This window comes from Micromonospora sp. URMC 105 (assembly GCF_051386295.1).
In the GTDB taxonomy this organism is placed as follows: domain Bacteria; phylum Actinomycetota; class Actinomycetes; order Mycobacteriales; family Micromonosporaceae; genus Micromonospora.
Genome location: NZ_JBPQTL010000124.1, coordinates 1 through 14,583, shown reverse-complemented (window position 1 = coordinate 14,583; position 14,583 = coordinate 1). Strand labels below are relative to the sequence as shown.

The 14,583-nt window shown below is 71.7% G+C and carries 13 protein-coding genes; 4 read left to right on the top strand and 9 right to left on the bottom strand.

The features are described 5' to 3' along the window. Positions 1-53: 53 nt before the first annotated feature. Positions 54-1,109 (bottom strand): S1 family peptidase, encoded by a 1,056-nt coding sequence (locus tag ACSNN7_RS26350; protein ID WP_436683655.1) that lies wholly within the window; start codon positions 1,107-1,109, stop codon positions 54-56. Between the two features lie 246 nt (positions 1,110-1,355). Here ACSNN7_RS26350 and ACSNN7_RS26345 point away from each other — a divergent pair, with 246 nt between their 5' ends. Then, positions 1,356-2,186: a GDSL-type esterase/lipase family protein gene (locus ACSNN7_RS26345; protein ID WP_436683653.1), complete on the top strand. Its 831-nt coding sequence runs from the start codon at positions 1,356-1,358 to the stop codon at positions 2,184-2,186. Between the two features lie 147 nt (positions 2,187-2,333). Here the strand turns inward: ACSNN7_RS26345 and ACSNN7_RS26340 are convergent, their stop codons facing one another. After that, the gene (locus ACSNN7_RS26340) at positions 2,334-2,810 is read right to left on the bottom strand and encodes a winged helix-turn-helix transcriptional regulator (RefSeq protein ID WP_436683652.1); all 477 of its coding nucleotides are present in this window, start codon (positions 2,808-2,810) and stop codon (positions 2,334-2,336) included. A gap of 55 nt (positions 2,811-2,865) precedes the next feature. Here ACSNN7_RS26340 and ACSNN7_RS26335 point away from each other — a divergent pair, with 55 nt between their 5' ends. Then, a complete protein-coding gene (locus ACSNN7_RS26335; protein ID WP_436683651.1) occupies positions 2,866-3,381 on the top strand; it encodes a PaaI family thioesterase in 516 nt (171 codons plus the stop codon). Positions 3,382-3,498: 117 nt separating this feature from the next. Here ACSNN7_RS26335 and ACSNN7_RS26330 read toward each other — a convergent pair whose 3' ends face one another. From ACSNN7_RS26330 to ACSNN7_RS26320, 3 genes are all read right to left on the bottom strand, one after another. Next, entirely contained in the window at positions 3,499-4,440 is a 942-nt protein-coding gene (locus ACSNN7_RS26330) for an acyl-ACP desaturase (RefSeq protein WP_436683650.1), read from the bottom strand. A 69-nt stretch (positions 4,441-4,509) separates the two neighbouring features. Then, positions 4,510-5,838, bottom strand: coding sequence for a histidine--tRNA ligase (gene hisS / locus ACSNN7_RS26325; RefSeq protein ID WP_436683649.1), 1,329 nt, complete (start codon positions 5,836-5,838; stop codon positions 4,510-4,512). 50 nt (positions 5,839-5,888) lie between these two features. After that, positions 5,889-6,608, bottom strand: coding sequence for an MBL fold metallo-hydrolase (locus tag ACSNN7_RS26320; RefSeq protein WP_436683647.1), 720 nt, complete (start codon positions 6,606-6,608; stop codon positions 5,889-5,891). Positions 6,609-6,868: 260 nt separating this feature from the next. On the opposite strand from ACSNN7_RS26320, the gene ACSNN7_RS26315 reads away from it, so the two are divergent. Continuing rightward, complete coding sequence (locus ACSNN7_RS26315) at positions 6,869-7,753, top strand: peptidylprolyl isomerase (RefSeq protein WP_436683646.1); 885 nt, start codon at positions 6,869-6,871, stop codon at positions 7,751-7,753. Between the two features lie 59 nt (positions 7,754-7,812). Next, entirely contained in the window at positions 7,813-8,655 is an 843-nt protein-coding gene (locus tag ACSNN7_RS26310; protein WP_436683644.1) for a peptidylprolyl isomerase, read from the top strand. A gap of 62 nt (positions 8,656-8,717) precedes the next feature. On the opposite strand, the gene ACSNN7_RS26305 is transcribed toward ACSNN7_RS26310, so the two are convergent. From ACSNN7_RS26305 to secD, 4 genes are all read right to left on the bottom strand, one after another. Next, positions 8,718-11,183, bottom strand: coding sequence for a RelA/SpoT family protein (locus tag ACSNN7_RS26305; protein ID WP_436683642.1), 2,466 nt, complete (start codon positions 11,181-11,183; stop codon positions 8,718-8,720). Between the two features lie 169 nt (positions 11,184-11,352). Beyond that, positions 11,353-11,919, bottom strand: coding sequence for an adenine phosphoribosyltransferase (locus tag ACSNN7_RS26300; RefSeq protein WP_436683641.1), 567 nt, complete (start codon positions 11,917-11,919; stop codon positions 11,353-11,355). Positions 11,920-12,014: 95 nt separating this feature from the next. Further along, positions 12,015-13,202: a protein translocase subunit SecF gene (secF, locus tag ACSNN7_RS26295; protein ID WP_436683639.1), complete on the bottom strand. Its 1,188-nt coding sequence runs from the start codon at positions 13,200-13,202 to the stop codon at positions 12,015-12,017. Position 13,203: 1 nt separating this feature from the next. After that, a partial coding sequence (gene secD / locus ACSNN7_RS26290; protein ID WP_436683638.1) for a protein translocase subunit SecD occupies positions 13,204-14,583 on the bottom strand: 1,380 nt, incomplete at its 5' end.

Sequence of the window (14,583 nt, the reverse complement as noted above, 5' to 3'; positions counted from 1 at the left end):
CGCGCCGGGGGGGGGGCCGCCGGTGAACCGGCGGCCCGCTCACGAGAGGTCGGTCAGTAGACGCTGACGCCGTAGCGGCTCAGCACCTCGGGGACCGGCTGGAAGAACGTGGTGCCGCCGGAGGAGCAGTTGCCGCTGCCGCCAGAGGTGAGGCCCAGCGCGACGGTGCCGGCGAAGAGCGAGCCGCCGCTGTCGCCCGGCTCGGCGCAGACGTTGGTGCGGATCAGGCCGGAGACCGAGCCCTCGGCGTAGTTCACGGTGGCGTTGAGGGCGGTCACCGAGCCGCTGCGCAGGCCGGTGGTGCTGCCGCTGCGCCGCACGGCCTGGCCGACGAACGCGTTGCCGGCGCTGGTGATGTCCTGGAAGCTGCCGTTGTAGAGCGAGACGTTGCCCGGCCGGCTGACGCTGCTGTTGTACTGGACGATCCCGTAGTCGTTGCCGGGGAAGCTGGTGCCGGTGCGCGCGCCCAGGTAGCTGGTCTGCGCGGAGTTGCTGTACCAGCTCGACGAGATGTTCGTGCAGTGACCGGCGGTGATGAAGAACTGGGTGCCGGCGCTGTTGCGCACGTTGAAGCCGAGCGAGCAGCGCCCGCCGCCACCGGCGTAGATGGCCTGGCCGCCGGAGATGCGGGTGCTCAGCACGCCGGCCTCGGCCTCGATCCGGACCGCGCCACCGGTGCGGGCGGCGGCGGCCTTGACCCGGTCCAGCTTGGCGCCGGTGACGGTGCTGTCGACCGAGACCACGACCTGGTTGGTGGCGGGGTCGGTCCACCAGGCGGTGCCCGGGATCTTCGCGGACCGCTCCAGTTCGGCGGTGGCGGCGTTCAGCGTGGCGGCGCCCCGGGTGACGAGCTTGGGGGTGGCACCGGCCGCGCGGACCTGACGGGCGGCGGCGGCGTCGGTGACGGCGACGACCATCTTGCCGCTGGCGTCGGCGTACGTGCCGGCGGCGCGGTCGCCGAGGCGGTCGGCCAGACCGGCCGCGGCGTCGGGGGAGGCGGGCGAGGCGGGGGCCGCCTGGGCGGGAGCGCCGAGCAGCGCGCCGGTGACCAGGGTGCCGGCCATGGCGACGGCGGCGACGCGGTGGAGCGATGACCTCGTGGGTCGCATGTAACAACCTCCGGAAGAGGGTGACGGGTCGCGTCATGTCGACGCACCCGGGGACAACCCGGCCGACCTGGGGAAACCGGCCGCGTGACTGAAGTATTCACATATTTAAGATCGTAAGCAAGACATGAGTTTGCCCGAATTCACCCGGCCGCCCGAGGTAACCGTGACGCAACATTGTGGACACAGAGAGTGGTCTATACGATCTGCCCACCCTCGCACCTCGGCACCCGTGATCCGGAGGCCACCATGACCCCCACCCGACGCGCGCTGGCCACCCTCGCCGCCGCCACCGCCCTCGCCCTGCTCGCCGCCACCCCCGCCGTCGCCGACCCCGGCCCGCCACCGACCTCGATGGCCAGCCTCGGCGACTCCATCACCCGCGGCTTCAACGCCTGCGGCTGGTACGTCGACTGCACCTCCCGGTCGTTCAGCACCGGCGACAACTCCACGGTGAACAGCCACTACCTGCGCATCCGCGCGGTCAACTCAGGCATCCAGGGCCGCAACCACAACGACGCCCGCAGCGGCGCCAAGTCCGCCGACATGCCCGGCCAGGCCGGCACCGCGGTCAGCCAGGGCGTCGGGTACGTCACGATGCTGATCGGCGCCAACGACGCCTGCACCAGCTCGGAGTCGACGATGACTCCGGTGGCCACCTACCGGGCCAACATCGACGCCGCGCTCGCCCGGCTCAAGACCGGCCTGCCCACCGCCAAGGTCCTGCTGGTCAGCATCCCGGACATCCACCGGCTCTGGTCCGTCGGCAGGAACAGCGGCAGCGCCCGGAGCGCCTGGTCGACCTTCGGCATCTGCCAGTCGATGCTGGCCAACCCGACCTCCACCGCCCAGGCCGACGTCGACCGCCGGGCCCGGGTCCGACAACGGGTGGTCGACTTCAACACCCAGCTCGCCCAGGCCTGCGCCGCGTACGGCCCGAACTGCGACTTCGACGACAACGCGGTGTTCAACTATCCGTTCGTCCTGAGCCAGGTCTCCACCTGGGACTACTTCCACCCCAACACCAGCGGCCAGGCGGTGCTCGCCAACGTCTCGTACGCGGCCGGCTTCGGCTGGTAGCGCCTGGTCCCGGCGCGCGGCCGGCCCCCGGGGTCGTCCGCGCCCCGGCGCACGCCAGGGCACCGGCCTGCACCGAAGGCCTACCGGGCCGACGCACGGCCGAGGCGGGCGGGGGCGGGCGCGGACGGCCGACGGCCGGCGGGGTGGTCAGTCGACGCGACGGCGGGCGCCCGGGCCCGGCCGGGGCAGCACGTCGCGCGGGTCAGCCACCTGGTGCCCCTCGGCGCAGCGCAGCTCGGCCCATACCTCCGCCCCGCAGTCGCGGTGCCCGACGCCGAGCGGGGACCCGCCCGGGTCAGCCAGGTAGCGGTCTCCCCAGCCGAGCACCGCCACCAGCACCGGCCACAGGTCGAGGCCCTTCTCCGTCAGCCGGTACTCGTGCCGTACCCGGCTGCCCGGCTCCCGGTACGGCTCGCGGCGCAGCACACCCTGCTCGACCAGGGTCGCCAGCCGGTTGGTCAGCACCTGCCGGGGGATGCCGGTGCGGATCCGCATGTCGTCGAAGCGTCGGATGCCGTTGAAGACCTCGCGGAGCACCACCAGGGTCCAGCGTTCACCGAGGATCGCCATCGCCCGGGCGATGGTGCAGTTCTCCACCGACCAGTCCAGTGCCGCGGGTCTCATGCCGACCAGGCTAGGTCTGATTGACAGACTCAGCAACGCGCTGCAGGCTGAGTCCATGACGCAGACGCAGGAACCGGCGCGCAGCCGTACCTTCTCCTGGTCCGACCCGGTGGCCGGGGCCGCCCACGTGGGCCGTCGCAGCGGTCTGGAGCTGCTCCGCGCGATGATCGCCGGCGAGCTCGCCGCACCGCCGATCATGCACCTGATCGACATGGCCCGGATGGAGGCCGACGAGGGCCGGGTGGCGGTCGAGCTGGTCCCGCAGGAGTTCCACTACAACCCGCTCGGCACCGTGCACGGCGGAGTGATCTCCACGCTGCTGGACACCGCCGCCGGGTGCGCCGTGCACACCACGCTGCCCGCCGGGATCGGCTACACCTCGCTGGACCTGAACGTGAAGTTCCTGCGCCCGGTGACCGTGGCCAGCGGCATGCTGCGGTGCGAGGGCACCGTCGTGCAACGCGGCCGGCGCACCGCCCTGGCCGAGGCCCGCCTGACCGACGCCCAGCACCGCCTCATCGCCCACGCCACCTCAACCTGCCTTTTCCTTCCCCTCGACACCCCCACCTGACCCACCCCCACCCCGGCCGGGCGCGCTCTTTCAGAGAAAACGTGGCCATTCCGCGCGCGATAGGCACGCTTTCTCTGAAAGTGCGGGCAGAAAAGGGCGGGGCGGCGGTGGGTGGGGCTAGGCGCGGGCGGCGAGACGGGCGTCGCGGGCGGCGCGCTTCTCCTCGAAGCGGGACGCTGCCCGCTCCAGGTCGTCGAGGTGGCTCGCGATCTGCTCGCGGGCGGCCTCGCCGTCGGCGTCCAGGCCGGTGACGTCGAAGACGTCCCACTGGCGCAGCACCGGCAGCACCACGTCGTCGCGGTGCTGGCGCAGGTCGTAGATGCCGGCCAGAGCGATCGCCACCGACTTGCGGGCGAAGCCCTCGATGCCGACGCCGGGCATCTGGAAGTCGGCCACCACGTCGGCGACCGCCCGCATCGCCTGGCTCGGGGCCAGCTCGAAGGCCGCGCCGAGCAGGTTGCGGTAGAAGACCATGTGCAGGTTCTCGTCGGCGGCCACCCGGGCCAGCAGCGCCTCGCAGGCCGGGTCGCCGGTGACCCGGCCGGTGTTGCGGTGCGAGATGCGGGTCGCCAGTTCCTGGAACGACACGTACGCCAGCGAGTGCAGCACCTCGTCGCCGTGCACGTTCTCGTAGCCGGCCGACATGTGGGTCATCCGGGCCCGCTCCAGGGCCACCGGGTCCACCGCCCGGGTCACCGTCAGGTAGTCCCGGATGGCGGTGCCGTGCCGCCCCTCCTCGGCCGTCCACCGGTGCACCCAGGTGCCCCACGCGCCGTCCCGGCCGAAGAGGGTGGCGATCTCGTGGTGGTACGAGGGGAGGTTGTCCTCGGTCAGCAGGTTGACGATCAGCGCGGTCCGCGCCACCTCGGGGATGGCGGAGTCCGACTCCGACCACGCGTCGCCGCCGAGCGGCCCGTCGAAGGTGCGTCCCTCGCTCCACGGGACGTACTCGTGCGGGAACCACTCCTTGGCGATCGAGAGGTGGCGGTCGAGGTTCTTCTCCACCACGGCTTCGAGTTCGACGAGCAGGGCGGTCTGGCTCAGCGGGGCGGTGCTCATGCGGGTCTCCCTACGATGGCGTAACTTACGCCACCGTAGGGCCCCGCGAGCGTACGCGCGAGTAGTACCTCAGCTGACCAGCGGCTTGAGGTCCTCCCGGGGTGGGGTCCACTCTCCCGCCGCGGCGCTCACCTGCTCCCCCGAGCGGATGTCCTTCACCTCGTCCGCCTCGCCCTCGGCGCCCGGGAACCAGACGTACGGGATGCCGCGCCGCTCGGCGTACCGGATCTGCTTGCCGAACTTCGCCGCGCTCGGCGACACCTCCGTCGGCACCCCACGCGACCGCAGCGCCTCGGCGACCCGGTTGCTGGCCGGACGCGCGTCCTCGCTGGTCACCGCGACCAGCACGCAGGTCGGCACGGTACGGGAGACCGACAGCGCGTCGGCGCCGAAGAGCAGCCCGAGCAGCCGGGTCACCCCGATCGAGATGCCCACCCCCGGGAACCGGACGGTGCCGGAGCTGGCCAGGTTGTCGTAGCGGCCACCGGAGCAGACCGAGCCGAACCGCTCGTAGCCCACCAGCTGCGTCTCATAGACGGTTCCGGTGTAGTAGTCCAGGCCACGGGCGATGCGCAGGTCGGCCACGCAGAGCCCCGGCGAGTGCGCGGCGGCGGTCTCCACCACCGCGACCAACTCCTCGATCCCCTCGTCGAGCAGCGGGTCGCTCACCCCGAGGGCGCGCACCGCGTCGGCGAAGGAGGGGTCCGGCGCGGAGATCTCGGCCAGCGCCAGGCACGCCTTGGCCTGCGCCTCGCTCGCGCCGGCCGTCTCGGCCAGCAGCTCGGCCACCCGGGCCGGACCGATCTTGTCGAGCTTGTCGACCGCGCGCAGCGCCGCCTCCGGGTCGGTCAGCCCGATCCCCCGGTAGAAGCCCTCGCAGATCTTGCGGTTGTTGACCTGGATGCGTACCGGCGGGATCGGCAGCGACCGCAGCGCGTCGCCGATCACCAGGGGCATCTCCGCCTCGTAGTGCGCCGGCAGGGTGTCCCGGTCGACGATGTCGATGTCGGCCTGGAGGAACTCGCGGTAGCGCCCCTCCTGCGGCCGCTCGCCCCGCCACACCTTCTGGATCTGGTAGCGGCGGAACGGGAACTGCAGCTTGCCGGCGTTCTCCAGCACGTACCGGGCGAACGGCACGGTCAGGTCGAAGTGCAGACCGAGCGCGTCGTCACCGGCCGGACCGTCGGTGTCGGCCTGCAACCGGCGCAGCACGTAGACCTCCTTCGAGGTCTCCCCCTTGCGCAGCAGCTGGTCCAGCGGCTCGACCGAGCGGGTCTCCAGCGGCGCGAAGCCGTACAGCTCGAAGGTGGCGCGGATCCGGTCCAGCACGAACTGCTCGATCATCCGCTGGCCGGGCGTCCACTCCGGGAAGCCGGAGATGGGCGTGGGCTTGCTCATGGCGTACTCCTTGCGTTCCGCGGCGCAGCGCGGGGAGGTCGTGGGCGCGGCTACAGGCCGCGGGCGGGCGCGGCCGGGCGCGCGGCGCCGTCCCCCGCCACCTGGGCGAGGTACGGGTTGGTCGCGCGCTCGCGGCCGATGGTGGTCGCGGGGCCGTGGCCGGGCAGGACGACCGTGTCGTCCGCCAGCGGGAGAACCTTCTCCCGCAGGCTGGTCAGCATCCGGGGCATGCTGCCGCCCGGCAGGTCGGTGCGGCCGATCGAGCCGGCGAAGAGCACGTCACCGGAGAGGCAGATCTGCTCCGCCTCCCAGGGCGAGCCGGCGCCGGGCAGCCGGAACAGCACCGACCCGCCGGTATGGCCGGGGGCGTGGTCGACGGTGATCTCCAACCCGGCCAGCGCCAGCGTCGCGCCGTCGGTCAGCTCCGCCACGTCGTCCGGCTCGGTGTACGGCAGCCGGCCGCCGAAGAGCTGGGCGAGGTCCGCCGAGAGCCCCTTGGCCGGGTCGGCGAGCAGCTCCCGGTCGTCCGGGTGGACGTACGCCGGGATGCCGCGCGCACCGCAGACCGGCGCCACCGAGAAGGTGTGGTCGAGGTGGCCGTGGGTGAGCAGCACGGCGGCCGGGTGCAGACGGTGTTCGGCGAGCACGGCGTCGAGCCGGTCAAGCACCCCGATGCCGGGGTCGACCACCACGCACTGCTCCCCCGGCGCGGTCGCCACCACGTAGCAGTTGGTGCCGAAGGCGTCCGCGGGAAAGCCGGCCACGAGCACGTCCGCTCCCCTTCCGTCGGTTCGTCGTCCTCACCCGCAGCCTAGTCGCAGCGGCGAACCGATATCCGTGACCCACCTGTCCCGGCGACCCCGTACGGCACAGTGATGCACTCCGATAAACCCAGCCCGGACCTCGTACACCACTTTCCGAGCGGCTACCCGTACACTCTGGCGGGCGTGTGGCGTGGCGCACTGCGCGGCGCGCGGACGCGAGCGGCCCGAGCGCCGGTGACGACCAGGGCAGAGGAAGGGGAGCACGAGTGGCTTCCAGCAGGGACCGGCAGCGCAAGCTGGCACGGGAGAAGCTCGACCGGCAGCTGGCCCGGCGGGCCGCCGCCACCCGGCGGCGCCGGCAGATCCAGGCCGGCGTGGGCGCCGCGCTCGTGCTGGCCCTGATCGTGGTCGGGTCGGCCTGGGCGCTGGGCGCGTTCGACCGTGAGCCGAAGCAGGAGGCCGCCCAGGACGTCTGCCTCTGGACGCCGCAGGACGCGAGCGCGAACACCAACCTCAAGGACGTCGGCACGCCGGCCACCACCGGCCTGCCCACCGACGGCACCCGGCCGATGACGATCAACACCAACCAGGGCGGCCCGGTCACCGCCGAGCTCGACCTGGCCGGCGCCCCGTGCGCCGCGGCGAGCATCGCCCACCTGGCGACCCGCTCGTTCTACGACAACACCACGTGCCACGAGATCACCGCCGAGGGTGCGCTGCGCTGCGGCGACCCCAGCGGCACCGGCCTCGGCGGCCCGACGTACTCCTTCTACGACGAGAACGTCCCCACCGTGCCCGAGGCGAGCCCGTCGGCCGGCCCGGCCCCGGGCCAGCCGCCGGCGTACCCGAAGGGCACGATCGCCATGGTCGGTAACCCGCCGGGCAACAACGGCAGCCAGTTCCTCGTCTTCTTCAAGGACTTCAACCCGGCGAAGCCGGCGTACCCGGTCGTGGGCCGGGTCACCGGCGGGCTCGACGTGATCGAGAAGATCGGTGCCCTGCCGACCGTGGACAATGGGACCGGGGCCAAGGTCAAGCCGAAGACCGACGTGCTGCTCCAGAAGCTCACCGTCGGCGAGCCGGCCACGGCCGGCACGGCCCCGACGAGCCCGGCTTCCGGTGCCCCGTCGGCCAGCCCCAGCGCCGGCTGAGCCGGACAGACCACCCGTACGCGGCGGCGACCGCGCCAGAAAGTCCAGGAGGAGTGACCGTGACGTCCACGAGAGAGCGGCAGCGCGCGGCGGCGCGGGCCCGACTCGAGCGGGAGATGGCCGAGCGCGCGGCCAAGGCCCGCAAGCGCCGGCAGACGCAGGCGATCGTCGGGGCCGCTGCGGTCCTGCTGCTCGTGGTCGCCGGCAGCGTCTGGCTGGCGACGACGCTCGGCGGGGACGACGACCCGAAGCAGGACACCGCGGCCGGTACCCCGGGCTACGCCCAGTGCGCGTACACCGAGGCGCCGAAGGAGGGCCGGACCCCGCAGATCAAGGACGTCGGGCTGCCTCCCGCCCAGCAGAAGAACACCGGCACCCAGACGATGACGATCGAGACCAACCTGGGCCCGATCACTGCCAAGATCGACCGCGCGGCGGTGCCCTGCACCGCGGGCAGCTTCACCCACCTGGCCGGCAAGGGCTTCTTCGACAACAGCAAGTGCCACCGCCTGGTGACCGAGGGCATCAAGGTGCTGCAGTGCGGTGACCCGAGCGCGACCGGCAAGGGCTGGCGGGAGACCGACGGCACCGGCGGCCCGGCCTACAACCTGGCCGAGGAGAACCTGCCGACCGACAAGCGCCCGCCGTACCCGGACGGCGTCATCGCGATGGCCAACTCGGGCCAGCCGGGCAGCACCGGCAGCCAGTTCTTCATCGTCTACGGCGACTCGCAGCTCGACCCGAACTACACGGTGCTGGGCACCGTCACCGGCGGCATGGACCTGGTCAAGCAGGTCGCGGCGGCCGGCGACGACAAGGCCTTCGCCCAGCAGGCCGGGGGCGGCCACCCGAAGAAGGAGGTCGTCATCACCAAGCTGGCGATGAGCGACATCCAGGGCTGAGCCCCACCCGTACGACGAAGCGCCCGCCGGCTGCTGCCGGGGGGCGCTTCGTCGTTGCTGCCTCAGGCCCCCGAGGTGACCCGGTACGCGTCGAAGACGCCGTCGACCTTGCGGACCGCGGCCAGCAGGTGGCCCAGGTGCTTCGGGTCGGCCATCTCGAAGCTGAACCGGCTCACCGCCACCCGGTCCCGGGTGGTGGTGACGGTGGCGGAGAGGATGTTGACCCGCTCGTCGGAGAGCACCCGGGTGACGTCCGCGAGCAGCTTGTGCCGGTCCAGCGCCTCGACCTGTATCGCGACCAGGAACGTCGAGGCGGAGGTGAGCTTCCAGCTGACCTCGACCACCCGCTCGCTCTGGGCCCGCAGGTCCTCGGCGTTGGCGCAGTCGTCGCGGTGCACGCTCACCCCGCCGGAGCGGGTGACGAAACCGAAGACCGCGTCCGGCGGCACCGGGGTGCAGCAGCGGGCCAGCTTGATCCAGACGTCGCTGACGCCCCGGACGACGACGCCCGGGTCGCTGCTGCTCTGCCGGCTGCGCGGCGGCCGGGTGGCGACGGCGGTCTCGGCGATGTCCTCCGCCGCGCCCTCCTCGCCCCCGTAGGTGGCCATCAGCTTCTGGACCACCGACTGGGCCGAGACCTGGCTGTCGCCGACCGCCGCGTAGAGCGAGGCCACGTCGGCCAGGTGCAGGTCCCGGGCGATCGCCATCAGCGCGTCCGAGGTGAGCATCCGCTGCAGCGGCATGCCCTGCTTGCGCATCGCCTTGACGATCGCGTCCTTGCCGGCCTCGATCGCCTCCTCGCGCCGCTCCTTGTTGAAGTACTGGCGGATCTTGGTGCGGGCGCGCGGGCTCTTGACGAAGCCCAGCCAGTCCTGCGTCGGGCCGGCCGTGTCGGACTTCGACGTGAAGATCTCGATCACGTCGCCGTTGGAGAGCGTCGACTCCAGCGGCACCAGCTTGCCGTTGACCCGCGCCCCGATGCACTTGTGCCCGACCTCGGTGTGCACCGCGTACGCGAAGTCCACCGGCGTCGAGCCGGTCGGCAGCGGGATGACGTCACCCTTCGGGGTGAAGACGTACACCTCCTGGCTGGACAGGTCGAAGCGCAGCGCGTCGAGGAACTCGCTCGGGTCCGCCGCCTCCCGCTGCCAGTCCAGCAGCTGGCGCAGCCAGGTCATCTCGTCGATGTGCGCCGGCGGGCCGACGATCTGGGTGCCCTTGTGCTCCTTGTACTTCCAGTGCGCGGCGATGCCGAACTCCGCGGTGCGGTGCATCGCGTAGGTGCGGATCTGCATCTCCACCGGCTTGCCGGTGGGCCCGATGACCGTCGTGTGCAACGACTGGTACATGTTGAACTTGGGCATGGCGATGTAGTCCTTGAACCGGCCCGGCACCGGCTGCCAGTTGGCGTGGATGACCCCCAGCGCCGCGTAGCAGTCCCGCACCGTGTCGACCAGGATCCGCACACCCACCAGGTCGTAGATGTCGTTGAAGTCGCGGCCCCGCACGATCATCTTCTGGTAGATCGAGTAGAGGTGCTTCGGCCGGCCCGTGGTCTCCGCCTTGATCTTGGCGGCCTTCAGGTCGGTCTGCACCTTCTGCGTCACCTGCCGCAGCAGCGCCTCGCGCTGCGGCTGGTGCTCCCCGATCAGCCGGTTGATCTCCTCGTACCGCTTCGGGAAGAGGGTGCCGAAGGCGAGATCCTCCAGCTCCCACTTGATCGTGTTCATACCGAGGCGGTGCGCCAGCGGGGCGAGGATCTCCAGCGTCTCCTTGGCCTTCTGCTCCTGCTTGGGGCGGGGCAGGAAGGTCAGGGTACGCATGTTGTGCAGCCGGTCGGCCAGCTTGATCACCAGGACCCGGGGGTCCTTCGCCATCGCGACGACCATCTTGCGGATGGTCTCCGCCTTGGCCGCATCGCCGAGCTTGACCTTGTCGAGCTTGGTCACGCCGTCGACCAGGAGGGTGACCTCCGGGCCGAAGTCCGCGCGCATCTGGTCGAGGGTGTACTCGGTGTCCTCGATCGTGTCGTGCAGCAGCGCCGCGACCAGGGTGGTGGTGTCCATGCCCAGGTTGGCCAGGATGGTGGCCACGGCCAGCGGGTGGGTGATGTACGGGTCGCCGGACTTGCGGTACTGACCCGAGTGCCAGCGGGCGGCGGTGTCGAAGGCGCGCTGCAGCAGCCGCGCGTCGGCCTTGGGATGGTTCTCCCGGTGGGTGGCGATCAGCGGTTCCAGGACCTCGCTGACCTGCGAACTCTGCCAGGGCGCGTTGAACCGGGCGAGCCGGGCCCGCACCCGGCGGCCGGTCGGCGCGTTGGAGAGGGCGAAACCCGCGCTCGGCGCGGGGTCGCCGTCGGCCGGCAGCGACGCCACGGTCGCGCCGGCGTCGGCAGCCTCGACGAGAGCGCCGTCGACGGCGCCCACCGTCCGGGCCGGCGGGTTGCTCTTCCGGTCGGTCACCGAGCCGTCAGCGTCGCCTGTCGGGTGCACCGTGCCCTCCACCGGAGGGACGACATCGTGGGACACCGGCCTCCTCACCGCTCGCCGGAAAACACCGACCGTGGCTCCGGCCGGTCTGGTCCTTCGCCGCCGGACGGGGACCCGCCCGGTCAGCAAAGGGCAATGCTACCCGCACGGTGGGTGCCGTGCCGCTCGGCCGGACGGTCCGCACCGGGTCCGCCCGGCGGGGTCGGCATCAAACGGTCAGCAAGGCATGGACCGGACGCCCGGCGAGCTTCTTGCGGCCCTCCAGGAAGCCCAGCTCCAGCAGGACGGTGAAGCCGCTCACCGTGCCACCGGCCCGCTCGACCAGGTCGAGGGTGGCCTCGGCGGTGCCGCCGGTGGCCAGCACGTCGTCGACCACCAGCACCCGGTGCCCGGCGGTGAAGGCGTCCTGGTGCACCTCCAGGGTCGCCTCGCCGTACTCCAGCGCGTACGACGCGGAGTAGGCAGCGCGGGGCAGCTTGCCGGCCTTGCGCACCGGCACCACGCCGACCCCGGTGGCGTACGCGATGGCGGCGGCGATCACGAAGCCGCGGGCCTCGATGCCGACCACGGCGTCGAACGAGTCACGCCCGTGGTACTCGACGATCCCGTCGATCACCTCGCGGAACACCTCGCCGTCGGCGAAGAGCGGCATCAGGTCCTTGAAGATGACGCCCGGCTTCGGGAAATCGGGCACGTCCAGCACCCGGCTGGCCACCAGCCGGGCGACCTGCGGGCCGCTGTCTCCCCGGGCCCCGGTGCTGTGGGTCTGCGTCACGGTGCTCCCTTTCAACGACGACGGCGTCCTTCATGCCGCTCGCACAGCATGAAGGACGCCGCCGGGACGTTTCCTACCGGGTGTCCCGCGACCGGTCAGCGCCGCTTGGCGCCACCCGGCCGGTTGCCGCCGCCGCTGGGACGGCCGCCCCGGACGCCGGTCGAGCGCTTGCCGGCGGGACGGGCGCCCACCTTCGGCGCGGAGCCGGCCAGGGCCGCCGCGTCGGCGTCGATCGGCTCGTCGCCGGTCTCGGCCGCCCGGGGCGCGCCCTTCGGGGCCAGCTCGCCCCGGGCCATCGCACCCCGCCGGGCCAGCACCCGCTTGTTGTGCGCCTGGATCCGCGGGTCGTAGTTCTTCAGCAGCACCAGCAGCGGGGTGGCCAGCAGGATCGAGGTCAGGAAGGCCACCGCCATACCAACGAAGAGCACCAGGCCGAGGTCCTTCAGGGTGCCCGCGCCGAGCAGGCCGGCCCCGATGAAGAGCAGGCCGCCGACCGGGAGCAGGGCGACCACCGAGGTGTTCAGCGACCGCATCAGGCTCTGGTTGAGCGCCAGGTTGGACGCCTCGCCGTACGTCTGGTTGTTGTTCGCCGTGATGCCGCGGGTGTTCTCCTGGACCTTGTCGAAGACCACCACCACGTCGTAGAGCGCGAAGCCCAGGATCGTCAGGAAGCCGATGATCGTCGACGGGGTGACCTCGAAGCCGACCAGCGAGTAGATGCCGGCGGTGAGGATCAGGTTCATGAACAGCGAGACGATCGCGGCGACCGCCATCCGCCACTCGAAGCGCAGGATCAGGTAGACCGCCACCACCAGGACGAAGATGATCAGACCGAGCAGGGCGCGCGAGGTGACCTGCTGGCCCCACGCCTCGCTGACCTGGTTGCCGCTGATCTGGTCGGCGTTGATCCCGAACTCCCGGGCCATCTCGGCCTTGACCTCGGTGGCCTGCGTCGAGCTGAGCTGCGAGGTACGCAGCTCGTAGTACTCGCCGCTGGTGCTGCCGACCTTCTGCGCGGTCACCACCTCGGCGTCGCCGCCCTTGGCCGCGAGCACCGCGTCGACCGTCTTCTCGGCCTCGTCCAGGGTGCCCACGCTGGCCGGCACCTGGAACGAGTTGCCGCCGGCGAACTCGATGCCGAGGCTGAACCCGCGCACCGCGAAGCTGAGCACCGCGATCAGCACCAGCGCACCGGCCACGGCGAACCACAGCTTGCGCCGGCCGACGATGTCGAGCCCGGCCTCACCGCGGTAGAGCCGGCTCGCGAGACCACTCTTAGCCATCTCAGGCCTCCTTCACGCGCGGGGTGCGGGGCGAGTCCTGCTCGGCCGACCGGGCCGGCAGGGCCCGGCCGAGACCGCTGACCCGCGGGGACAGGAACGCCCGGGTACGAGCGAACATCGTCATGATCGGGTGCCGGAAGAGGAAGACCACGACCAGGTCCAGCACGGTCGCCAGGCCGAGGGCGAAGGCGAAGCCCTTCACCGTGCCGACCGAGACGACGTAGAGCACCACGGCGGACATCAGGGTGATCGCGTTCGCCGAGATGATCGTCCGGCGGGCCCGGATCCAGGCACGCGGCACCGCGCTGCGCGGGCTGCGCCCCTCCCGGATCTCGTCCTTGAGCCGCTCGAAGTAGATGACGAAGGAGTCCGCCGCCACACCGAGCGAGACGATCATGCCGGCGATGCCGGCGAGGGTGAGGGTGAAGCCGATCTGCCGGCCGAGCACCACCAGCGCGCCGAAGACCAGCGCCGCCGACAGCACCAGGCTCAGGAAGATCACCGAGCCGAGCAGCCGGTAGTAGAAGAACGAGTAGACGATGACCAGCAGCATGCCGATGCCGGCGGCCAGCAGGCCGGCCCGCAGGTGGCTGTCGCCCAGGGTCGCGGTGACGTTCTGCTGCTCCTGCGGCTCGAAGGTCACCGGCAGCGCGCCGTAGCGCAGCTGGCTGGCCAGCTTGTTGGCGTCGGTGCTGTTGAAGTTGCCGGTGATCTGCGAGTCACCGGTCAGCACGCCCTGGATCTCGGGCGAGGAGACGATCTCGTTGTCCAGCACGACCGCCACCCGGCACTTGCCGTCCTGGCCGAGCGCGGTCTGGTCGCAGGCGCCGCCGGTGTTGTTGAACGCCTCGCGGGTCAGGTTGGTCCAGTTCTCCTGGCCGTCGCCGGTGAAGTTCAGGCTGACCACCCAGGAGCTGGTCTCGTCCAGCACCGCGTTGGCGTCGTCGACGTCGGTGCCGACCACCTTCGCCACGTCGAGCAGGTACTTGGCGGCGCCGTCCTCACAGGCGACCGCCTGCTGCTTCTCGTCCTTGATCGACGCGGCCGGCCGCTTGTCCAGCTGGGCGCAGGTGATCGTCGGGACGTTGAACTGCATCTGCGGCGTCAGCACCGCGATCTCCTGCGGGGAGAGCGCGCCGAACGGCTTGAGCTTCTCCGCCAGGGACGGGTCGGCGGTGAGGTCGGCCGGAGCCTGCAGGGCGCTCGCGGCGGCCCAGGCGGCCGGACCCACCTTCTTCTCGACGGCCTGGCGCTGCTCCTGGATGCTCTGCGGCACCGGGGCCGCCGGGGTGGCGCTCGGCGAGGCGGCGGGTGGAAGGACCGGCTGGAGCCGCGGCTCGGCCTGGACCTGATCGGCGGCACCCGGCTCACGCTGGAGGCC

Bases quoted from the DNA above. Each gene is read 5' to 3' on its own strand.
- ACSNN7_RS26350 (WP_436683655.1), bottom strand. From the start codon at position 1,109: ATGCGACCCACGAGGTCATCGCTCCACCGCGTCGCCGCCGTCGCCATG.
- ACSNN7_RS26345 (WP_436683653.1), top strand. From the start codon at position 1,356: ATGACCCCCACCCGACGCGCGCTGGCCACCCTCGCCGCCGCCACCGCC.
- ACSNN7_RS26340 (WP_436683652.1), bottom strand. From the start codon at position 2,810: ATGAGACCCGCGGCACTGGACTGGTCGGTGGAGAACTGCACCATCGCC.
- ACSNN7_RS26335 (WP_436683651.1), top strand. From the start codon at position 2,866: ATGACGCAGACGCAGGAACCGGCGCGCAGCCGTACCTTCTCCTGGTCC.
- ACSNN7_RS26330 (WP_436683650.1), bottom strand. From the start codon at position 4,440: ATGAGCACCGCCCCGCTGAGCCAGACCGCCCTGCTCGTCGAACTCGAA.
- hisS (WP_436683649.1), bottom strand. From the start codon at position 5,838: ATGAGCAAGCCCACGCCCATCTCCGGCTTCCCGGAGTGGACGCCCGGC.
- secF (WP_436683639.1), bottom strand. From the start codon at position 13,202: ATGGCTAAGAGTGGTCTCGCGAGCCGGCTCTACCGCGGTGAGGCCGGG.